This window comes from Oceanobacillus jordanicus (genome assembly GCF_022095695.1).
GTDB classification, from domain to species: Bacteria; Bacillota; Bacilli; order Bacillales; family Amphibacillaceae; genus Oceanobacillus_B; species Oceanobacillus_B jordanicus.
The window spans coordinates 93665-115305 of sequence record NZ_JAIFZM010000008.1 but is presented as its reverse complement, the minus strand read 5'-3'; the positions used below and the strand labels follow the sequence as shown (position 1 = coordinate 115305).

Genomic DNA, 21641 nt, shown 5'->3' with positions numbered 1-21641 from the left:
AAGGAAAGCAGTTGTGTGAGAATAGCGACTGTATAACTTTTCTTCATAACAGTGAAAGTGGTGGGACAGTACTGTTGAAGCGTGTAATGAACGTGGGGGATAGCCACTATGCTAATAAAAGAATCATTTAATCATGCACGGCAAATCTTTATCGAACAATAAGGTTCTTGTAAGACTAATAGAGGTTTACCTTCCACTGGAAGGCACCGACTTATTGAAACGGAAGAATTGAGGTACATTATGTGCCAATGAGTAAGTGAATTTGGATTAGTTGGAACGCCGTATGAGACGAAAGTCTCACGTACGGTGTAAAATGGGGGAAAAGCCGGCGATAACTTCAAAGGCTTACCTATCATTATAATAAGCTAATCTGAAAAGTCGAATCCTTATCGTACGGGAATTCGATTTTTTTAGGTTAAAATTCAATTAGTATACAGAGTTTCCGAAATGTTGGCTATATCCCAACATGCAAAATATCTATTGCACCATATGTCACCTCTAGATTGCGAACATATTAATTTACTTGGAGAATACCATTTTAATTCGGAGAAAATGGTCTCGTTAGATTCTTTAAGACCATTGAAACTTTCTTAACGTTGTTAAAACTGGGGGAATCGTCTTGAAAATGGGCTTAGCGTTGTAAATCCGCATTTTCCTGACGCTACCCCCAAAAGGGAGTTTTTTTATTTCCGAAAATTGCTTGACGGTATTTATAAGATATAAGATAATACTCATTAGTAATATAAAATTTCATGTAAAACTTGGAGTGTAAGCTATGAGCAACAGAGGCAGAAAAAAAGGCTCGAATGGAGAACGTAGCAGAGAACAGTTACTCACCATTGCGGCAAGACAATTTGCCAATAACGGCTTTTTTGAAACAAAAGTCAGCTCAATTGTAAAGGAAGCTGGTTTGACACAGCCCACATTCTATTTATACTTTAAAAGTAAAGAAGCGATCTTTACGGAATTAGCTGCTATTTTTAAGACAAGACTCCTAAATCTAACGGAGGCTAGCCTACTTGAATCTGGACTAAAAGAAGAAATGATAAAAATAGAGATAAAAGGAAAGCTCGGAACAATTTTTCGGTTTTTTAAAGAGAACCCTGATTTAACCCAAATTGGCTTTTTCTTATCAGAGGAAGCGGAAGCATTGAAAAGTCTGCTGGCAGAGACTATTTATATGAATCTAGTGCAAGAACAAAAAGATGGTTATTTTCATCCACATTTGAATATGCATGTCGTTTCAGAGATTATAGTTGGAATCATGGAACGTCTAACTATCTCAAGATTATTTACCGGGTTGGCAGAGCCTGAAGAGTTAGCAGAAGAGGTAGTAGAGTTACTTTTATTTGGAATGCAGGTCTATCGTTAGATAAATCTATGGAGGGACTGGTGAGTTGGGTGGAAACTGGCAAAAAGCACAGTCGAGAATTGGAGATAAAGTGGGTATTACTTATAAAAGAAGCAAAGCGGCTAGGGTTATCAAAAGATGAAATTCGTAACTATTTGAGAGGAAATAAATCGAGTGATAAAAAAAGGAAAGACTTTTTAAGGAAAGCGGATTGAAAATTTTCTATTCTTTTTCACTATTTCTCTTAATATAATCAGTCGAGGACCACTAAATACATATAGGCTAACTACTTCTAACAACCTGGTAAACTATTTTTGGAGGATATTATGGAGAATTGGATAACTAACATTATGGAGCAATTTGGCTACTTGGGTATTCTTCTCATGATGGCACTTGAAAACTTATTTCCACCAATACCTTCTGAAATTGTACTTCCCTTTGGTGGATTTTTAACAACCTATACAAACATTACGGTTTGGGGTGTGGTTATAGCTGCAACCATCGGATCCTTACTAGGAGCCATTGTTCTATATTGGATAGGTACCTTGTTGGATGTGGATAGGTTGGAGCGGATTATCAAACGATGGGGCAGGATTGCACGGATAAAAGTAAAGGATGTACATAAAGCAGATGCATGGTTTGATAAATATGGTTATTGGACGGTATTAATTGGGAGGATGGTTCCTGTAGTACGTAGTTTAATATCGATACCTGCTGGAATGTCCAATATGAGGTTTGGTCTGTTTATGCTATTTACTGTAATAGGCACACTTATATGGAACAGTATTTTGATCACTGTTGGGGTCATTCTTGGGGAATCCTGGCACGATATAACAAGTTTTATGGATATATACTCCGATATCGTGTATTTCTTTCTTGCAGTCATATTCGCCATCCTCCTGTACCTTTACTTTAGAAAGAAAAGGCAGCGTCACTAAAAAGATAGAAATAAAGCATAAAGATACGGTTAGGAAATATTCCATAACCGTATCTTTTTCAAAGGTCGAGATATTCATCATAGTCGAGGACTTCAATTGTTTCAGACCAATGAAGTACGGTGCCGATAAAGTCACGAATATCTAAATTCTTCATCTCATACGTATCTCCATTATTAAGTGTACCTGTGGCATCTTCTATAAAGGTAACTTCATAACCTCGATCAAATGCAGCAATAGCTGTAAACATACAACAAAATTCAGTGTTAAATCCTGTGATCACGACGTGCTCAATATCATTTTCCTCTAAAATCTTCTCAAGATTTGTCTCAAAAAAGCCACTTGGTGTGCGCTTTTCTACAATATATTCAGCATGATGCCGCAGTGAGTCATGTAGTTCAGCACCACGAGACTTCTCAAACAAAGGACTCTCCTTTTCTTCATCTAAATGTTGAAAGAAAATGACAGGTTCATTGCGATCCTTAAATCCTTCTATAATCTCTTCCATTTTATTTAGTTCTTCGGTGAAATCCCCTTCTTCTACAATTCCGTTCTGAACATCAATAACAAATAATACGTTCATCTTTTCCCCCCCTTACTTTATTTTAGGTTCGACAAAGGATTAAGAAACCCTTTTTGCACGTTAGTAAAGCATTAAATTTTAGCAAGAAGCAATGGCAACGTCGTTGAAATTTAGAACTCCCAAGTATAAGAAAAACATGCGCATTCGCTAAAAGATGGACGAAAGTGAGTTTTTCTAACACGTTAGGAAACCAAAAAAACATACATCTGTCTTAGACTATCTAAGCCTTTAGGCGTAGCAAAAGATATGGCGGAGGCTCATTACCGAAAATTCGTTTCCCTAGTAAGCTAAGAGTAAGTTAAAGAAAGGAGGCAACAAGAATGAAAAAATTTATGTTGTTTATTGGCGGGCTTATCGCTCTCATGATATTAGTAGCGAATATCGGGCCGATGATAATACTGGGCGTTAGTGTTTGGCTACTTTACGTTATTTTTAAGCAGTTTATAAAAAGTGATTCAACTGCTGGAAAAATCGGGTGGGTTGTGCTAGGACTCGTAGTCTTAAGTGTCACCTTTTCAAATGTATTTGCGGTAATTGGGCTTGCAGCTGCATATGTGTTGTATGTCATTTATCGAAGTTGGAAGAAGGAAAAGGATGAACCAGTCGTAGATGTAATGGATGATGATGATCCATTTACAAATTTTGAACGTCAGTGGGCAGAAATAAACCAATATTAATAAAGGAGTGTTTTTTACATGTCAAGTATATTTTCACGAATGAAAGATTCTATATCAGCAGATCTTCACACTATGATGGATAAAAAAGAACAAAAGAATCCGGTAGCTGCCTTAAATCAGTATTTGAGACAAGGTGAACAGGAGAAAGAGAAGGTAAGAAGACTTGTTGATCGTCAATACAAATTAAAAGACGAATTTACTCGTGAGTTCCATAAAGCACAGGACATGGCAGACAAACGTTTAAAACAAGCAGGTATTGCTGAAAGAGCTGCGGAAGAACAAATGCATGCTTTCGCCATAAAAGAACATGAAGAATACCAGGCAAGGGCAGATCGAATGAAAGCTTCTCGCGAGGAAGCCGTTGAACAACTAGAAACTTTAGAGCAAAAGTATGAAGAGATGAAGCATAAATTAAAAGACATGCATTTAAAACGAATGGAATTAATGGGACGAGAGAATATTGCGAGAGCTAATCACCAAATGAACAAAGTGGTGGAAGAGACATCAGAGAAGCCCTTTTCCAAGTTTGCTGAAATGGAGCAGTACATTGAAAACCTGGAATATAAAGTAAATAGCTCGTATTACCGCAGTACGTTCGATAGTAAAATAGCTAAGCTTGAAAAAGAGATGAAAGAGCAAACTGCCGAAATGAATTAAAAAGTGATATAATAGCAGGCGCAGGGCAAGGCGTCTGCTTTACTTAATGAAAAAAATCATCAGAGAGAGGTGGGATCCCGTGTTAAAAAGATTTTCAACAGACACATTTAACTGGATATTAATCATCGGGGGAATCCTTCTTATCTTTGAGATCGCTTTTTTCTTTGGTGGCACGATCATCCCTGCGCTCTTTTCAGCCTTGGTTGTTTATTTTGGCTGGAGGAAGTTCTACCATCTTTGGGGTAAAATTATTTTCTGGATCGGCGTAGTAAGTCTTGTTCTCTCGATATTGAACCTAATGGCTGTGAGATTTTTACTCGTGGCTCTGGTTGTTCTGTTCATTATCAATTACTACAAAACAAAGAAAGATCCTGCCCTTCTGACACCAGATATTATGGGGAACAGAACAACAAGCAATGACGTTGTGACTACTGTCCAACCACTATTTACTCATCGATTATTTGGAGATCAAAATACAAGTGAAACGGCATATAAATGGCGTGATATAAATATACATGGTGGGTTTGGAGATCGCATGGTTGATCTAAGTAATACCGTTTTACCAAACGATACAGCAGTAATTTCAATTCGGCATGTAATCGGAAACATACAAATCTTCGTTCCTTACGAGGTAGAAGTAAGCATTCATCATAGTTCTGTTTTTGGAAGGGCATATGTATTTGGGGAGACCGATTGGAAATTGATGAACCAATCATTGATCTATCAAACAGCTCTATATGACTCATCACTACCAAGGGTTAAAATTATAACCTCCATATTCTCGGGAGATATCGAGGTGGTGCGGATATGAATACAATTGCGCGCCATATTTTTACAGCGGTACTGTACAGTTTGCTTATTTCACTGAGTATGATTGCTTTAACGTTAACGGTTTTTGTTGAGGATTGGTTTTCTGTTTTCGAAAAGAAAATTGGAGACGTATCATTTTTACTAGCTGCCTTCATTATCATGGTTACCATGGCATTGGTCATTGGGATTGTAACAGGCGTCTATTGGAAACAAAGGCTAAATCGTGTGGAAAAACAACTAATGGAAGTAGCACGGGGGCAGAAAACCACTACACCTGTGGAGCCTTATAAAGAGCTAAAAACAATTGAGCAATACGTGCAGCAGATACAAAGTAAAATTAATAGTCAAGCAGAACATGCCCAAAGGCTAGCAACAGAGCGGGCTAATGAAAGAGAACAAAGTCTTCAAGAAATTGTCGTACAAGAAAGAAATCGACTTGCAAGAGAATTACATGATTCAGTAAGCCAACAACTCTTTGCGGCATCTATGATGATGTCAGCAATTAACGATACAAATCCAGAAGCTGAAATAAAAAAGCAGCTCGTTTTAGTTGAACAGATGATTCATCAGTCACAATTAGAAATGCGAGCCCTGCTCTTACACCTTCGACCTGTAGCCTTAAAAGGAAAGTCATTGCAAGAAGGGGTAGAGGAGTTACTGGTCGAGTTAATCCAGAAAGTACCGATGGAAATCGATTGGAAGGTAGAACCGTTTGTGGTGGATAAAGGAGTAGAGGATCAATTATTTCGAATTCTTCAGGAATCTGTATCCAACACGCTGCGACATGCAGAAGCAAATTCTCTTCAAGTTATGTTGGTAGAGCGTGACCAAACCGTAATTCTAAGAGTCGTAGACGATGGCGTGGGTTTTGATATGCAAACAAGAAAAACGAATTCCTATGGACTGCAGAATATGCAGGAACGTGCATTAGAAGTAGGAGGAACGTTTAAAATTGTAAGTGTACCTGGGGAAGGTACAAGAACGGAAGTTAAAGTCCCTAATTTAAGGAAGGACGGGGAAAAGGATGATTAGTGTACTATTTGCAGATGACCACGAAATGGTGAGAATAGGTGTGACTGCTTATTTAAGCGCCCAGCCGGATATTGATGTTATTGCGGAAGCAGCAGATGGGGGAGACGCTGTGTCACAAGCCCTTGAGCTAAGGCCCGATATCATTCTAATGGATTTGGTTATGAAGGAAATGGATGGCATTGAAGCCACACGACAGATAATTGCCCAATGGCCAGAAGCTAAAATTATTATTGTAACAAGCTTTCTTGACGATGAAAAAGTTTATCCAGCCTTAGAAGCAGGGGCAACAAGCTATATGCTAAAAACCTCTAAAGCGAGCGAGATTGCTAAAGCCATTCGTTCCACCTATGAGGGGCAATCTATTCTCGAACCCGAAGTGACCGGGAAAATTATGAATCGAATGCGTACGAAAAAGGAGGAACCGCTACATACCCAGCTAACTGCAAGAGAAAAAGAAATCCTTCTACTAATTGCCCAAGGAAAAACGAATCAGGAAATAGCGGATGAACTCATTATTGCAATAAAGACGGTTAAAGTACATGTCAGCAATATTCTAGGTAAATTAGAAGTGCAAGATCGGACACAGGCAGTAATCTATGCTTTCCAACATGAGTTGACCAAATAAAAAAGCGAAGCGAGAAGAATCTCGGTTCGCTTAATTGTATGGAAAGTAATAACTTGATTATTTACCATAGTATCGATCGACTTGGTTGTAGATGGATACAAGCTCGTATAAAATAATTAATTCAGGAGGAAAGCTTGTAGGATGCCTTCTGTCTCCCCTTGTTATTTCTTCATTATCCTCCCAAAATATCTCCGTAATCTGTTTAAGATGCTGAGCATGCTTGTCTGTTTGATAATGGGATGGGTCTTTTAGTCCCTCAGCTAATTCCCTTATTGCATATAGAATAATGGCACGTTCGTCATTAGACCATGCTATCGTCTTTATTTGACTGCTAATTAAATTATCTAGATGATACAGAATGAGTCTGAGGCTCCCTAGTTGTTTTTGCATATGGTGAAAATGGCTTTTTTCTTTTCCAACGAGCGGATGAAATTTCGCTTCCTCTTTTTGGAACCTTACAAGCGTTTCAGTCTGGTGAATTCCCCAATCTAATTGCTCTACCATTTCTCTATTATGTAATTCTTGTTCTTGCTTTCCTTCTAGTATTGTAAGAAATACTCTCTCAATGGTTTTGCCAGTTTGGATAGCCGTCCGCTGGATACTACTCGATATATTTTTAGTGTAATGTGGTGGCAATATAAACATGTTCACTAGAGTAGACACGACAAGACCAATTGATGTTGTCCCAAGTCGTATGAGAAATGAAATGAGATAATTACTGTGAATAACTTCAATCATTGCAACAGCTGTAAGGGTTGCCACCAGTAAGCCGGCATGTAGTTTGAGACGAAAGCAGGTAATGATAGTAAACATAGCTGCAAGAGTATAGGTAAGGGGTGAATTCCCAAATATTGATATGAAAAGCACGGCATAAGCAGAACCTATGGCAGAGGCAGGAAAACGAACGATCCCTTTTTTGATTGAATCGGAAACTGTGGGCTCAATGGTAACGATTGCTGTAATCACAGCAAACACCGCAGGCCAGTCTAGCCACTCGCAGATTAATGCTGTAACAAAAATAGCAACACCTGTCTTCACTACACGGCTGCCGACAAAATGTAACTTTTTCACTTTATCTTCCTCCAATAACGCATTTAAAGCTTAATGACCTATTATTTATTCTAACATAACCTAAAAATACAGAACGTAATGAGAGCAATATAGTAGAATGAGCCTAAATGAGCTGGACAATTCTAGTATAATTTAATAGGTTATGAGAAATTCGCATAAGGGATAGTTTGCATTATTACCTAGAAGAAATGTAGGAAACTGTTGATTTATAAAGGTTTTTACTATTCGATGATTTAGGAAATAGTCCTATTGTGTCACATTTGAAATATAATTGTAATATTTCTCTAACATGCATGAAACTTTTAACTGTTATACTACGAATTACCTAAGATAGTAAATTACATAGAATACGAATATATTTTTCACATAACTGCTAATACATATAAATACTAGATAAGCAGATGTGATAGGGAAGCGGGGAAGAAAGTTGAAAAAGTCAGTTGTCACATTGACCACAGTAGTGGTAGTTGGTCTAGGTAGTGCATTTTTCAGTGTAGATACCCATGCAGAGTCAGTTAATGATTTGAAACAGAAACAGTCACAAATTCAAGATGACAGAGAAGAAATTAAAGCAAATCTATCCGATGCAGAAAGCAAGATTGCAGACGTTTTAATAGACTTAGAAGAATTAAATAAGGAAATTGAACGTACTAACGAAGCTTTGGCGAAGAATGAAGAAAAAATGAATGAAACAGAAAAAGACATAAAAGCAACAAAAGAAAAAGTTTCTGAACTAGAAGACGAAATTGTTGTACTAGAAGATGCTATAGAGGAACGCTACAGTATTTTAAAAGAGCGTGTTGTATCCTACCAAAAGAGTGGTGGAGACATTAGTTACCTAGAAGTTGTTTTTGGGGCAAAAAGCTTTGGAGATTTCATTAATCGTGTATCAGCAGTAAACAAAATATCAGATTCTGATACGAAATTGATGGAAAAACAAGAAGCTGACAAGAAAGCAGTAGAAGATAAAAAAGACGAAGTCGTTACCAAACTTGATGAGTTGAAAGAAATGAAAGTAGAACTTGAAGGTATGTTAGCTACTATCGAAGAACAAAAGAGTGCAAACGAAGATAAGAAAGCAACTTTAAAAGATAAAAAGAAAGAACTTGTTACTATGAAGGAAGATTTACAAGTTAAAGATAGTGATTTGGCTTCATTGGAACAAAATGTGAAGCAAAGTATTGAGGATGCAACTGCACCAGTAGTAGCACAAACATCAGAAAGTAATGCAAGTAGCTCTAGTGAGTCTAGTGATTCAGATGGTGGAAAACTATCAACTTTAAGTAGTGAAAAGAAATCCACACCAGTTGCTGTAAAAGGAAATGGTAATCTTAGTACAGCTATAAATGCAGGATATCAATATCTTGGTGTTCCATATACTTGGGGCGGCAAAACACCGAACCCTGGGTTTGATTGCTCTGGATTTGTATCATGGGCTTTTGCACAAGCTGGTATTTCTATTCCATCTAGCACAGCAGGTCTATCTGGTATAGGTACAAAGGTTTCTTATAGTGATGCAAAACCTGGAGACTTGGTTTTCTTTAACACTTATAAAACAAATGGTCATGTTGGAATCTACCTTGGAAACGGCAAATTTATTGGAGCTCAAAGTTCTACAGGATTGGCTGTTGCAAATATGACAAGTGGTTATTGGAATGACACATTTACTGGTCACGTTCGTCGTGTGAAATAACTTATGAAAATCCATCCTACGGGGTGGGTTTTTTGTTTTCTATCTTTAATAGAGAGAAATTCGTATTCTACACACTATATAAGGCAACAAACGAATCTCTTCTAAATAAGTATCTAGTATATTAATTACCCAATCTAGTATTGTGTAAACCTCATTGGTGATAGAAAAGCAAATATCTTTTTCACCTAGAAGAAATAACGTTATAATGAAAGAAACACTATCTAGATGGAGGAAAATTACTTATGACAGATGTTAATCAATTTAGAAAAACCAGATATGATATTGATCCTATTTACATAAAAAGGTGGTCACCTAGATCTTTCTCTAATCAGAAGGTTTCAGAAGAAGTGCTTAGTAGTGTATTTGAAGCTGCAAGATGGGCTCCCTCCGCTGCGAATGTTCAGCCTTGGAGATTTGTCTTTGCTTCCTCTGAGCAAGACAAGGAAACATTTTTATCCTTTATTAATGAAGGCAATGTAATTTGGTGCAAAAACGCGCCAGTCCTAATTGCTGTTATCTCAAAAATGGAAGAAGAACGATTTGGAGGAAATAACCCAGCTCATGCTTTTGATACAGGAACAGCATGGGGCTTTCTTTCCCTGGAAGCTGCTCGCAAAGGTCTAATTACACATGCCATGGGCGGATTTAATAAAGAGAAGGCAAAAGAGGCTTTATCAATCCCAGATGGTTACCAAGTGCATGCAATTGTGGCTCTAGGCTACCAAGGAGAGAAGAGCAGTCTTGAAGAAGCCTATCAGAAAAGAGAGGTACCTTCACCAAGAAATGAAGTCGAAACGTTTGTTTCAGAAGGTGTATTTCGAGAAAACGATTAGAATAAGAAAGGAGACTCTTTATAGAGTCTTCTTTTTTTGTCTTCGTAAATGCGGTTCCTTATAAAGTTTTAAAAGTAAGAGATGAGGGTATATTATATTCGTTGATATTTGATGGCTTACATAATTATTTTAAAATCTATTTAGGAAAGGGCGAATTTATGAAAAACAAAAAAGCATTCCAAAATCCTGTATTTTACATTTCTGCAATTGTTATCTTCTTGTTAGTTATCATTGGTGCTATAATGCCAACCCAATTCGGTTCCATTGCTGGACTACTATTTAATTTCACCACGAACAATTTTGGTTGGTTTTACTTATTGGCAGTATTTATTTTTGTGATTTTTTTAATAGGATTATCTGTTAGTAAGTATGGGAAGGTTCGTTTAGGACCAGCTAATTCTCGACCGGAATACCCATTCTTTACTTGGATTGGAATGTTATTCTCTGCTGGATTCGGTGCAGGGTTAGTATTTTGGGGAGTGGCTGAGCCGATGAGTCATTTCTTTGAAACACCATTTCCTGATTTGCAAGCACAAAATGAAGAGTCTGCAAGAGTTGCTATGGGTTATGCTTTTTTCCATTGGGGGATAAGCCAATGGTCTGTATTTGCGGTTGTTGGCTTAATAATTGCGTATTTACAATTTAAAAAAGAGAAAAAAGGGCTTATTTCTATCGCAATCGAACCAGTTGTCGGCAAAAACAAAGCGCTTGGAGGAACGATTGATTCTCTTGCTGTCATTGCAACCGTTATGGGTGTAGCTACATCACTCGGACTTGGCATATTGCAAATGAATGGAGGATTAACATCTGTTTTTAATATACCAAACTCCATTTGGGTGCAAATAGCAATAGCCGGAATTATGCTGATCACGTATCTATTGTCTTCTAGCACAGGTCTAAATAAAGGAATTAAGTGGCTCAGTAATCTCAATCTGGCTATCTGCCTTCTACTGCTCGTTTTTGTTTTCCTGGCAGGTCCTACTGTGTTTATCTTAAATACATTTGTATTGGGAATTGGGGATTATCTATCCAGCTTTATTCAATACAGTTTGCGACTCACGCCATATACTGGTGACTTATGGGTAAGAGACTGGACCGTGTTTTATTGGGCTTGGGCGACGGCTTGGTCTCCATTTGTAGGTGCATTTATAGCTCGGGTATCCAAAGGAAGAACGATTAGAGAGTTTGTCTTTGGTGTGCTAGTAGTTCCCCCAGTAATCGCTTGTTTGTGGATTGCAGCACTAGGCGGTACAGCTATTCACAGTGATCTATTTAATGGTACAAAAATTGCGGAAGCGGTTAACGCAGACATGGCAGTTGCCTTGTTTGAAACATTTGGAACGCTGCCTCTTACAACGGTGGTATCACTGCTTGCATTATTCCTCATTTTTACTTTCCTTGTTACTTCTGCTGATTCAGCGACGTACATTCTTGGAAGTATGACTTCAAAAGGAAGTCTTAATCCAGCTTTGGTTGTGAAAATCATTTGGGGAGTACTCATTACTGCAATTGCCGTTGTTTTATTACTAGCAGGAGGTTTGGATGCATTACAAACTGCTTCACTGATTTCTGCATTGCCTTTTACCGTAATATTACTAATCATTGTTGCATCTTTTTTAAAAATGATAAAAAAAGAACCGGATATTAAGAAGAAAGAAAGAACGACTAATAAATAACTTGCGACAATTTCTCCAGTTTATAAAAATTAATTGTACTAAATATGTTGAAAGATAGAAAAAAGTTGATGCATGAACGTCAGCTTTTTTCTATGTGAAGATTTCGGTGATTCTACTTTCTATTAGGAGATAATACAATATTTTCAGATATATGGAACCTCTACTTATTAAAATGCGTTATACTATATAGTAGGAAAAATTAGAAAATTCTTTAGGGGGGCTTTTTAGAATGGGAAATCTTTTAAAGGCTAGAGAAGACGTCAATAACGTTATTTATGGAAAAGAAGAAGTGGTTGATTTATTATTTGTTGCACTACTAGCTCAAGGTCATGTTTTACTTGAGAGTGTTCCAGGTACTGGTAAAACCAAACTTGCTAAAAGTTTCGCTAAAGTGATGAACGGCAAATTTAGTCGTGTCCAGTTCACACCAGATGTATTACCAAGTGACATCACCGGTATTCGTTTCTTTAATCCTAAAGTACAAGAATTTGAATTAAGAATTGGGCCAATTGCTACCAATGTGTTACTTGCAGATGAGATAAACCGAGCAACGCCGAAAACACAATCAAGCTTACTTGAAGCTATGGAAGAATATCAATCTACCGTTGACGGGGAAACGATTAAAATTTCTTTACCATTTATCGTAATAGCGACGCAGAACCCTGTAGAGAGCAATTATGGTACATTTCCGTTGCCTGAGGCGCAGTTAGACCGTTTCTTGTTTAAACTGGATCTAGGCTATCCCTCTCTTTCTGAAGAGAAACGCATTTTAAATACATACCGACGAACGGATCCATATGATGCTGTCGAGGCCTCTTTATCTATTGACACGATTCGTAAATTACAAGATGAGATTAAATTAATTACCGTATCAGAAGTAGTTGCAGATTATCTACTTGAGCTTGTTCATGCATCGAGGGAACATTCTGATGTAGAGCTAGGGATAAGTCCACGTGGGATGCTGGCTTTAATGCGAGCAGGACAGGCTTATGCATATATAAAGGACAGAGATTATGTAACACCACAGGATATTAAAACGCTAGTTCCATATGTGTTTGAGCACAGACTCATTCTTTCCATGGAAGGTTCTATAAAGAAAACAGCAAAGGACATTGTTAAGGAGATTATTCACGCTACTGCTGTACCAGTTGAAGAAGGAGCAATGGTGGAATGAAATGGCAAAGAGACCATGCAATAGAGGGGAAGGCTGGGTATGATTATGTTCTTTTAGCCATCATCCTGTTGGCAGTTATAGGCGTGATGTTTAATACCACCATCCCATTTCTGGGTGTAGGTGCCGTCACTGCCTACTTACTAATTTTTAAATGGTATGATAGTGGAATTGGCAAAAATATATTGTTAGAAAATCCATCGAGAACGATAAAACTTTTTCCTGATGAAACCGCCAATTTAGATTTAAATATGGAAAATCGCTCTATATTTCCCATGATTAATGGAGAATTTCAGTTGCAAATGGGGCCTGCTGTAAAAGCTTATAAACATGCAAAGGATGAGGAGACGTACTGGCATAAACTAAAAATCCCATTATCTATCTTACGTAAAAGAAAAACACACATATCCATTCCGGTCATTGCGAAACAGCGAGGTGTTGCGAAGGTGCATAATATCATGTACTATTTTCCGCACCTATTTCATTTTGAATCGGCAATGATTAGATATACGCCATTTTTCAGGACAGAATTTGTTGTGTTTCCAAGGTTGCTTGAGGTAAAGGGAGTAGAAGCTGTATTTCAGATGATGCCTGGTAAGGGAAGATCCCCTTTTTCTCCGTATGAAGACATACAAAGTCCATTAGGAACCAGAGAGTACCATTATAGTGATCCATTTCACCGGATCAATTGGAATGCTTCTGTCAAAACACAAAAACTTCAAACCAATGTATATGAGCGGGAAATTAATCGATCTTTTGTGTTTCTCGTTAACATAGGAAAATCTAAAACATCAAATATGGTGCAAACGAATCAACACATGGAAGCATTGCTTTCCTATACAGCATATTTATCTAAGGTTGCAACAGAAATGGATATTCCTTTTGAATTGTTTATTAATGCTCGAAGACCAGGGAAGATTCCAGTTCTCCATATCCCTGAGGGAGAAGGGAAAAGACATTATGGTACAACCTTAGAGATGTTGGCAAGAATCCATAAACAATCACTGGTTTTCCCATTTGATAAGATGCTCTTCAACATTGGAAACCAACTTACACATCATAAGACATGTATCATTATTGGTGAACTTACAGAGGATTCCCTCCACCTCTTGGATAAATGGAAAAAGAAGAATGTTAGCATCTTCCATGTTCCTTATTCAGATGGTACATCCGTAGTAAAACCACTTGGGCAGGAGGTACTGTCACATGCTAAATAGCCATGCAACAACCCGATATGCATACCATTTCGTAAGTGAGGCGCTCATCATTTTTATGGTTCTCATGCCCTGGTTCCATCACAGTTTAATGTGGGTTCCGTATTGGAGTTATTTGGTCGTTATTTTAGTGGCATGCTTTATTTTTAGTCTTATCACGATTTACACAAACAACTATATTGTTTATGTTTTAATGGCGCCTATATTATTTGGTGTGTTTTTTCTGTTAGACTATCCAATGTTATATAGTATCGTATTAAGCGGTTTGTTGGTATGGCGTTACATCAATATAAGGAAGGAAGACATTATTAGTAGAGAAAGTAGTTACATTCTGTTAACTCTATTATTAATGGTAGTGGTTGGCATGTTGGTTCCTGATGTTAGAGCGATGCTATTTCCTTTTCTTGTTATACTACTTAACGTTATTGGGTATTTATGGAGTCATCTTGCAGCATTATCAAAAACGGAAAGAAAACAGGTTGATAAGAAATTAATCCCTGCCTTTGTTGGTATCTTAATTGCTGGTGCTTTGCTTATATATTTAACGTACGACTTATTCAGTTGGATGATGACGAACCAATTTTATGGCGTTATATCACTTATAGGAGGGACGTTAAGTTGGTTTGCTAATTTGTTACAATTTATTGAAATGCCAGAACGTGGATGGCCTGATCAAGAGAACCAAACGGAAGCAGGCGACGGGTATTGGAATAAAATAGAAAATAATTCGTTGGTGGAGCAAATAACACCATACCTCGCAATAGCTGCTGTGATCACGCTGGTTCTCTTCGCGATTGTTTTACTCGTTCTATTCTGGAGAAAACGGTTTAAAAAACCGCTTTCCGTAGAAGAAGCTGACAGTTCGGTTTCCTATAGTGCATTAGACAGTCATTCAGACATGGATTCAGGTAGAACTTCACGGTTTAATCGCTGGCTTAATAAACCAAAGCACCCTATACGTAAGCTTGTTTACCAGTTTGAGAGAAAAGCACATAAAAATAAAAAAGGCAGAAGGAAGTACGAGACAATTGAGGAATGGTTTAACAGGATAGATGTTAACGCTGATTTGGAGATTTATCAAAAGGTAAGATATGGAGAGATGGAGCAGGTAAGCGAATCGGACGTAACAAAGCTTCGTTCTGCAATTAAGGAAGCGGATCTTCAATTTGACGTGAACCAATAGGCTGCTTGCCACATTGAATGACCCCCACTTAACGGACGTTTGAAGTGGGGGATTCCTAAGAACACCTTCGTAACCGAAAGTTATGTTATTAGGCTATCCCTGCGTCCCCGCAGTTAGAAGTCGTAACGCTTCATTTTTAAGGTTTAAGCTTGCGTTTTTATCCCGGTCATGACGTGCGTTGCAATGAGGACAAACCCATTGGCGCAACCCGAGGTTTTTAACGGCTTTGTTTTGATAGCCACAATTTGGTGTGGAACAAAGCTGACTAGACGGAAAATTTCTGGCAACGGTTATCACGCGCTTCCCATACCAAGCCGCTTTGTATTCCAGCAACTGTCGAAACTGTGACCAGCTCACTTCGCTAATGGCTTTTGCCAATTTATGATTTTTCAGCATGTTGGACACCTGCAAGTCTTCGATCCCGATAATGTCGTGGTTTTTGACAATAACAGTAGAAATTCTATGCAGGTAATCCTGCCGTGCATTGCTGATACGCTCATGGAGACGTGCCACTTTTCGTTTTTGTTTTTGATAGTTCTTGGCGTCCTGTAAGGCTCGTTTTTGCTTTATCGCCAGCTCTTTTCGCCGTGATAGAGTACGCTGTTCTTTTGCCAATCGATACTCTAATGTACGAAAATGTTTCGGATTTTTATATACTGTTCCATCCGAAAGCACGGCAAAATCTTTGAGTCCGACGTCAATTCCAACAGCAGAACCTGTTTTGGCTAACGGTTTTACTTCTGTTTCAGCTAAAACCGAAACAAAATATTTGCCGCTTGGATTGCGTCTTATCGTAGCGCTTAGGATACGTCCCTCAATTTCCCGGCTCTTGGCGAATCTGACAAGACCTAATTTTGGCAATTTTAGTTTGTTCCCCACCACCGCAATATTATGATTGGTATACTTCGTTGTATAAGACTGAACAGGGTTTTTCTTTGACTTAAACCGTGGCGCTTTATTTTGTTTTTTAAAAAAGCGGTTATAAGCATCAGCCAAGTGTTTAAGTGCTGACTGCACGGCTATGCTATCCACTTCTTTGAGCCACACCAGTTGCTTTTTGAGTTGTGTCAGCTGGGCGGAACAAGCCTTGTATGTCAATCCTTTTCCCGTCTTCGTGTAAGCTTCATTCCATTGATTCAGAAAATGATTGAACACAAAACGGGAGCAACCAATCGTCTTCGCAATGAAGACTTCTTGTGAGGCAGTTGGATAGATACGGAACTTATAGGCTTTGTGAATAGACATATTTTTCACAACTTTCTTATATGAATAGTACATCTATTATATCAGAAAAACACGCACAAATGTTCGTTTTTTATGTTTAATACAGGAAAACCAGACAATTCATCTCCACCCTAGCTAAGCTTGAGGATGGAGTCTTCTTGTCCAAAGCCGATAAAATAAATTATTCTTAGAGCATAGATTTACAGGTCTTCTTTTTATTTGTACTTAAATGACTTCTTTTAGCTTCCTAACTTGGTTTACGATGTTTATTCACGAAGAGTTAAGGATAAATACTACTAAGAGTAGAACTACTATGTAAAGGAGTGCCGATCATATGAACTTTAATAAAGAAATTGAAAAGCTTGAGAACATAAGAAGAGAAGGGCCCAATAAAGTGTTTACGATGTATTTAAATACGGATCCATCTGACCCTGAACAACAGGGGGGAGAATGGAAGATACATCTCAAAAACGGGTTACGTAATTTTGAGCAATACTTGGAGGAATCGGGCGATAAAGAAGAACTTAAAAACTTTCAACTCGTTAAACAAAAAGTAGAAAAGTTTGTTAAAGGAAATGAACAGGAATTTTTAAGAAGCGTCTTCATAATTGCTACAGCTGACGAAGAAGTCTGGTTTGCGGATCGTGTGCAAATGCGGATGAACACGGAATTTTTCTGGCAAGAGACCCCAGAGTTAACCCAGTTACGTAAATTAACTGACGTCTATCCGAAATCAGGGATTATCCTTGTTCAACAGGATGAAATTAAAGTAATTGAAGCTTATTTAAATGAAATTGAAGATACGGATTCGTTTGAACTAGATTTAGACACAAATGATTGGCGAAAAAAGAAAGGTCCTAGACCTGCTTTAGGTCAAGGATCAACCATGCAAAAAGACGGTTTCCAATCTCGTTTTAATGCTAATAAGCACCGTTGGTACAAGCAGATTGCACCAAAACTTGATAAACGAGCGAAGGAACACGAATGGGAGAAACTATTTGTAATTGGTGAGCCTGATCCTGCCAATGCTTTGACTGAGGAATTGAATAAGCCAGTTGAAAAGGTTATTCAGAAGAACATGCTCGATCATGAAGAATCAAAGGTACTTGAAGAAGTGTTTGCGTAATTACAGCAAATTAAAAAAGGGCTGGGACATAACGTCCCAGCCTTTTTTAAACGCTAACAATAATAAGAAAAAACTGCTTATTTACCGCTCCGGAAAATATTGCGCTTTCCGTGGGCACGGCCTCAGCCTCCTCAGAAGCAAAGAACGCTTCTTCCGGGGTCTTCGGACTCGTGCTGTTCCCACTGGAGTCTTCACATTTTTCCTTCGCTAAAGTGTGATTCACATATCGAAAAAATAGGGTCTATCCGGATGTATTCGAACTTTTTCTACAATATTCTGTTTGAATATCCGGTTTTTTTCTTGTTTAATTTTCTTGTGTCCCATCCTCTTTGAAATTAGATGCAATATGTAATCGCAGTGTGGATTATGTAGAGGTATTCAATAGATAGAGAATTGTAGTAGCAGTGCCGATTGATAGAAGCAACGAGCTACTAATGTATAGGAACGCCTGCTTATATTTATGTTCCATTAATAGCAGGATTGTTTCATTCCCAAATGTAGAAAAGGTAGTAAACGCTCCGCAAAATCCTATGCCTGCAAACGCCCATCCGAAGTCTGAAATGTTTTCCTGCAGATGCTGGTAAAATAAGTATGCAAGCAGAGCAGATCCTATAATGTTAACAAGCCATGTCCCAACAAGACGTTTTGTTACATGGAGAGCTACTAAAAAACGGAAGATACTCCCAAAAAATCCCCCAATCGCTACAGAAATGATCATATGCTAGAACGCTCCAATCGAGATGCAAGCTTTAATCCAAGAAAGCAACATGCTAATCCAGCTATTATACTAATAAACACGTAACCAACAGCAAGAATGGGGATCTCGCTCCACAACGAAATGGTTTCTAGGCTTAAGGTAGAAAAGGTGGTAAACGCGCCGATCAGACCTACTGTTAACGCAGTAAAAATGGCTGGAGATAAACGTTTTTTTATTATGTTTAAATTCATAAGAAAACTAAGCAGAAAGCATCCTACTAAATTAGCAATTAGTGTAGCGAAAGGAAAGATTGAATCGGCAGGAAAAGCAATCGATATAACATGACGGCCTACTGCCCCCAACATCCCACCTAACCCTACACTAAACGCAATTTTCCAATCTCTAATTCTCATGCTGATTTACAAGCTGGACATAGTCCGTAGATTTCGAATTTATGGTCTTCAATCTCATACTGATGCAAATCAGATTGCACAGCGTCCATCGGGCAAACCGAAATTTCTTTCGTTTTTCCACAATCTTTACAGATGAAATGATGATGGTGGTGATCTGTACAATTGAATCGAAAATGTTTTTCACCATTTAATTCGGTAGTTTCCAATATACCTACATCATTATACAAATGCAGATTACGGTACACAGTATCAAAGCTAATACCGTCATAACTCTCCTCTAAATGCCGGATAAGTTCTTTGGCTGTACGATAACCATCCGCTCTTGAAAAAAAGGCCAAAATGTCCTTACGTTTTCCAGTCGTTTTATATCCATGTTGCTTTAAAAGTTCAATTGCTTCTTCTATACTCATTAGGCTTCCCTCACTTTTCCAGGCTTCCATGTTATTCGCTTTAGAGCGATGGATAGAAGTAAAATGATAATGGAGACCATGACAATGGTTCCGCCTGGTGGAATACTTAAATAATAACCTGATATTAATCCTATAATAACAGCTAATTCGCCAAAAACAATAGATAGAAACATCATTTGTTTAAAACCTCTGGCAAGCCGCATACTTGCTGCCACAGGAAGTGTCATCAAGGCAGATACAAGTAAAACACCTACTATACGAATGGATGCTGCGATGACAAGTGCGGTAAGTACGATGAACAGTAAGTGAATACGTTTTGCGTGTATACCTGATACTTTTGCATGTTCTTCATCAAAGGATAATGTCACTAATTCCTTGTAAAATAACGTAATGATAATCACTATAAAGATAGCAATACCAGCAATTGATAAGAAATCCTGTTTACTTACGGCTGATACCGATCCAAATAAATAATTAAATAGTTCTGTATTAAAACCGTCTGCCAGCGATATAAAAATCAGGCTTAGTCCGACCCCACCTGATAAGATAATGGGAATGGCAAGTTCCTGATAAGCGTGATAAACACCTCGAAGCTTTTCGATAAAAATGGATCCTAGTACGGAAAAGGCCATCCCCCCATAGAGTGGTGTAATTCCCACAGCAAACTTTTTGTCCAAAAAGAGGCCAAAAGCTATTCCTGCTAAAGTAACATGTGAGAGGGCATCCGCTAAAAGGGATAGTCTTCTAACCACGATGAAGGTGCCTAGCAGTGGTGCGATGATACCAATCAATAAACCAGTTAAAAAAGTATGTCGTAAAAAGTCATATTCAAAAAAATCAGCTAGCATGTTCTTTCCTCCATTAATGATCGTGTGTTACAAGATTTACAGGATGCCCGTAAAGCTTTGATAGATCTATATCTGTTAATGATTTATATTCTTCCGGCTTTCCATGAAAATGGAGCGTTGTGTTCAAACAAGCAATTTCTGTTGCATGCTCGGTCATGGTTCCTGTGTCATGTGTAACCAGCAATAGCGTAATGCCATACTGTGTATTCAAACGGTGAAGCATTTCATAAAAGCGTTGTACATTTTCATAATCCACTCCCACTGTTGGTTCATCAAGGATCAGTAACTCCGGATTGTTTACAAGTGATCTTGCAATAAATACGCGCTGTTGCTGACCTCCAGATAGGTTTCCTATATTTTCGTAGGCATAATCAAGCATGCCAACCTGGTCTATTGTGGATAAGATTTTTTCCTTATGCGTTTTGTTAAAAAACTTCAAATAACCAACCTTCGCTGTCAAGCCCATTGAGACTACTTCATACACCGTTGCTGGGAATCCTTTATTAAATGAATTGGCTTTTTGCGATACAAAACCAATTTTATTCCAATCCTTAAATTTATCTCTAGGCTGCTGCAATAATTCAATGGACCCCTTATCAGGGTTAATGAGACCTAGCAGAAGTTTTATAAGGGTCGTTTTCCCGCCACCGTTTGGACCGATCAGTCCCATAAAAGCGCCTTGTGGAATAGAGAAATTGATATTTGTCAGTACATCTTTTTGTTCGTATGCGTACGATACATCTTGCATTCGGACCACGAAATTGTCCATGTTATTCCTTCTTTCTAGTTTGTAGCGGATTCCTTTTTCACACGGAACCTATCCCCATTAGTATTGCACGAAGATCAGATGGCATGCCAATGGGGCTATAGATATAATTCGCTCGTTCATCTATTAAATTTATACTAAAACTATCTTATCGTACCCGCGGCAAAATGTAAATAAGAATGATTACGTTTTGTGCGAGGAGGTTTTAGAAAAGAAAAAGTGGGATACATCAAAAGAAAGATATCTTTTAAATAAAGGGAGGAATCACCATGCAAGCGACACTAGAAGTTCAAGGCATGACATGTGAAAATTGTGAGACAAAAATGAAACAAACAGTAGAGTCATTTAATGGCGTAACAGGTGTAGAAGTACACATCAATACAGGAAGCGTAGATGTAATATATGATGAAGCTGAAGTCATGTTGTCTGAATTGCGACAAGCAGTAGAAGCAAAAGGTTACCGTGTTGTAGTATAGGAAAATAGGTGCAAAGCGGTACTATCTTAAAGTCGGTTAAATCCTTTTAGGGCTGGTTCTTAATAGGAAGCAGTCCTTTCTATATTTGAATTCATAACAAACTATATACGAAATATGATAAAAGGTGATAAAATAGTCTTAATCTTGACAAGAGAAAATTATTTTTTATT

24 protein-coding genes are annotated in these 21641 nt (G+C 38.0%); 16 read left to right on the top strand and 8 right to left on the bottom strand.

The genetic code is table 11. From position 1 onward, the window contains the following. The first annotated feature begins 775 nt into the window (after nt 1–775). From K3T81_RS11060 to K3T81_RS11050, 3 genes are all read left to right on the top strand, one after another. A complete protein-coding gene (locus K3T81_RS11060; protein WP_238020119.1) occupies nt 776–1372 on the top strand; it encodes a TetR/AcrR family transcriptional regulator in 597 nt (198 codons plus the stop codon). Nucleotides 1373–1392: 20 nt separating this feature from the next. Next, entirely contained in the window at nt 1393–1566 is a 174-nt protein-coding gene (locus K3T81_RS11055) for an anti-repressor SinI family protein (protein WP_238020111.1), read from the top strand. A 111-nt stretch (nt 1567–1677) separates the two neighbouring features. Continuing rightward, nucleotides 1678–2289: a DedA family protein gene (locus K3T81_RS11050; protein ID WP_238020109.1), complete on the top strand. Its 612-nt coding sequence runs from the start codon at nt 1678–1680 to the stop codon at nt 2287–2289. Between the two features lie 58 nt (nt 2290–2347). On the opposite strand, the gene K3T81_RS11045 is transcribed toward K3T81_RS11050, so the two are convergent. Next, a complete protein-coding gene (locus K3T81_RS11045; protein WP_238020108.1) occupies nt 2348–2869 on the bottom strand; it encodes a cysteine hydrolase family protein in 522 nt (173 codons plus the stop codon). Nucleotides 2870–3189: 320 nt separating this feature from the next. Between K3T81_RS11045 and K3T81_RS11040 the strand changes: the two genes are divergently transcribed. The 5 genes from K3T81_RS11040 (at nt 3190) to K3T81_RS11020 (ending at nt 6670) form a co-directional block, all read left to right on the top strand. Further along, nucleotides 3190–3546 (top strand): lmo0954 family membrane protein, encoded by a 357-nt coding sequence (locus K3T81_RS11040; protein ID WP_058950534.1) that lies wholly within the window; start codon nt 3190–3192, stop codon nt 3544–3546. An 18-nt stretch (nt 3547–3564) separates the two neighbouring features. Next, nucleotides 3565–4203: a PspA/IM30 family protein gene (locus K3T81_RS11035; protein ID WP_036574927.1), complete on the top strand. Its 639-nt coding sequence runs from the start codon at nt 3565–3567 to the stop codon at nt 4201–4203. A 79-nt stretch (nt 4204–4282) separates the two neighbouring features. Continuing rightward, on the top strand, nt 4283–5014 hold the full coding sequence (gene liaF, locus K3T81_RS11030) for a cell wall-active antibiotics response protein LiaF (RefSeq protein WP_106897285.1): 732 nt from the start codon (nt 4283–4285) through the stop codon (nt 5012–5014). Next, nucleotides 5011–6045 (top strand): sensor histidine kinase, encoded by a 1035-nt coding sequence (locus K3T81_RS11025; protein ID WP_238020106.1) that lies wholly within the window; start codon nt 5011–5013, stop codon nt 6043–6045. Before liaF ends, K3T81_RS11025 begins: the two co-directional genes overlap by 4 nt. After that, entirely contained in the window at nt 6038–6670 is a 633-nt protein-coding gene (locus K3T81_RS11020) for a response regulator (RefSeq protein ID WP_106897283.1), read from the top strand. The genes K3T81_RS11025 and K3T81_RS11020 overlap by 8 nt, the downstream gene beginning before the upstream one ends. Before the next feature lie 57 nt (nt 6671–6727). Here K3T81_RS11020 and K3T81_RS11015 read toward each other — a convergent pair whose 3' ends face one another. Further along, a complete protein-coding gene (locus tag K3T81_RS11015; RefSeq protein WP_238020104.1) occupies nt 6728–7741 on the bottom strand; it encodes an aromatic acid exporter family protein in 1014 nt (337 codons plus the stop codon). 427 nt (nt 7742–8168) lie between these two features. Here K3T81_RS11015 and K3T81_RS11010 point away from each other — a divergent pair, with 427 nt between their 5' ends. The 6 genes from K3T81_RS11010 to K3T81_RS10985 all read left to right on the top strand — a co-directional run bounded on the left by K3T81_RS11010 (nt 8169) and on the right by K3T81_RS10985 (nt 15511). Next, a complete protein-coding gene (locus K3T81_RS11010; RefSeq protein WP_106897281.1) occupies nt 8169–9434 on the top strand; it encodes a C40 family peptidase in 1266 nt (421 codons plus the stop codon). Nucleotides 9435–9676: 242 nt separating this feature from the next. Beyond that, entirely contained in the window at nt 9677–10267 is a 591-nt protein-coding gene (locus K3T81_RS11005) for a nitroreductase family protein (RefSeq protein WP_238020102.1), read from the top strand. A 158-nt stretch (nt 10268–10425) separates the two neighbouring features. Further along, nucleotides 10426–11943 (top strand): BCCT family transporter, encoded by a 1518-nt coding sequence (locus tag K3T81_RS11000; protein WP_238020100.1) that lies wholly within the window; start codon nt 10426–10428, stop codon nt 11941–11943. A gap of 229 nt (nt 11944–12172) precedes the next feature. Then, a complete protein-coding gene (locus K3T81_RS10995; RefSeq protein ID WP_238020098.1) occupies nt 12173–13117 on the top strand; it encodes an AAA family ATPase in 945 nt (314 codons plus the stop codon). Beyond that, a complete protein-coding gene (locus tag K3T81_RS10990) occupies nt 13114–14331 on the top strand; it encodes a DUF58 domain-containing protein (protein ID WP_238020097.1) in 1218 nt (405 codons plus the stop codon). Before K3T81_RS10995 ends, K3T81_RS10990 begins: the two co-directional genes overlap by 4 nt. Continuing rightward, nucleotides 14321–15511, top strand: a complete 1191-nt coding sequence (locus K3T81_RS10985) for a hypothetical protein (protein ID WP_238020095.1) — start codon at nt 14321–14323, stop codon at nt 15509–15511. Before K3T81_RS10990 ends, K3T81_RS10985 begins: the two co-directional genes overlap by 11 nt. Before the next feature lie 93 nt (nt 15512–15604). Here K3T81_RS10985 and tnpB read toward each other — a convergent pair whose 3' ends face one another. After that, nucleotides 15605–16756 carry an IS200/IS605 family element RNA-guided endonuclease TnpB gene (tnpB, locus tag K3T81_RS10980; RefSeq protein WP_238020094.1) on the bottom strand — a complete coding sequence of 384 codons (1152 nt, stop codon included), beginning with the start codon at nt 16754–16756 and terminating at the stop codon, nt 15605–15607. Nucleotides 16757–17069: 313 nt separating this feature from the next. Between tnpB and K3T81_RS10975 the strand changes: the two genes are divergently transcribed. Next, nucleotides 17070–17861 carry a VLRF1 family aeRF1-type release factor gene (locus K3T81_RS10975; protein ID WP_238020090.1) on the top strand — a complete coding sequence of 264 codons (792 nt, stop codon included), beginning with the start codon at nt 17070–17072 and terminating at the stop codon, nt 17859–17861. Between the two features lie 364 nt (nt 17862–18225). Here the strand turns inward: K3T81_RS10975 and K3T81_RS10970 are convergent, their stop codons facing one another. Genes K3T81_RS10970 through K3T81_RS10950 form a run of 5 tightly spaced genes read right to left on the bottom strand, consistent with a single transcriptional unit; the run spans nt 18226 to nt 20998 of the window. After that, complete coding sequence (locus K3T81_RS10970) at nt 18226–18579, bottom strand: fluoride efflux transporter FluC (protein WP_238020084.1); 354 nt, start codon at nt 18577–18579, stop codon at nt 18226–18228. Then, a complete protein-coding gene (locus K3T81_RS10965) occupies nt 18576–18971 on the bottom strand; it encodes a fluoride efflux transporter FluC (RefSeq protein ID WP_238020083.1) in 396 nt (131 codons plus the stop codon). Before K3T81_RS10965 ends, K3T81_RS10970 begins: the two co-directional genes overlap by 4 nt. Then, the gene (locus tag K3T81_RS10960) at nt 18968–19381 is read right to left on the bottom strand and encodes a Fur family transcriptional regulator (protein ID WP_106897274.1); all 414 of its coding nucleotides are present in this window, start codon (nt 19379–19381) and stop codon (nt 18968–18970) included. The genes K3T81_RS10965 and K3T81_RS10960 overlap by 4 nt, the downstream gene beginning before the upstream one ends. Then, a complete protein-coding gene (locus K3T81_RS10955) occupies nt 19381–20229 on the bottom strand; it encodes a metal ABC transporter permease (RefSeq protein ID WP_106897273.1) in 849 nt (282 codons plus the stop codon). Before K3T81_RS10955 ends, K3T81_RS10960 begins: the two co-directional genes overlap by 1 nt. A gap of 13 nt (nt 20230–20242) precedes the next feature. Then, nucleotides 20243–20998, bottom strand: a complete 756-nt coding sequence (locus K3T81_RS10950) for a metal ABC transporter ATP-binding protein (protein WP_238020081.1) — start codon at nt 20996–20998, stop codon at nt 20243–20245. Between the two features lie 266 nt (nt 20999–21264). Here K3T81_RS10950 and K3T81_RS10945 point away from each other — a divergent pair, with 266 nt between their 5' ends. Then, on the top strand, nt 21265–21471 hold the full coding sequence (locus K3T81_RS10945) for a cation transporter (RefSeq protein ID WP_238020079.1): 207 nt from the start codon (nt 21265–21267) through the stop codon (nt 21469–21471). Nucleotides 21472–21641 lie beyond the last annotated feature (170 nt).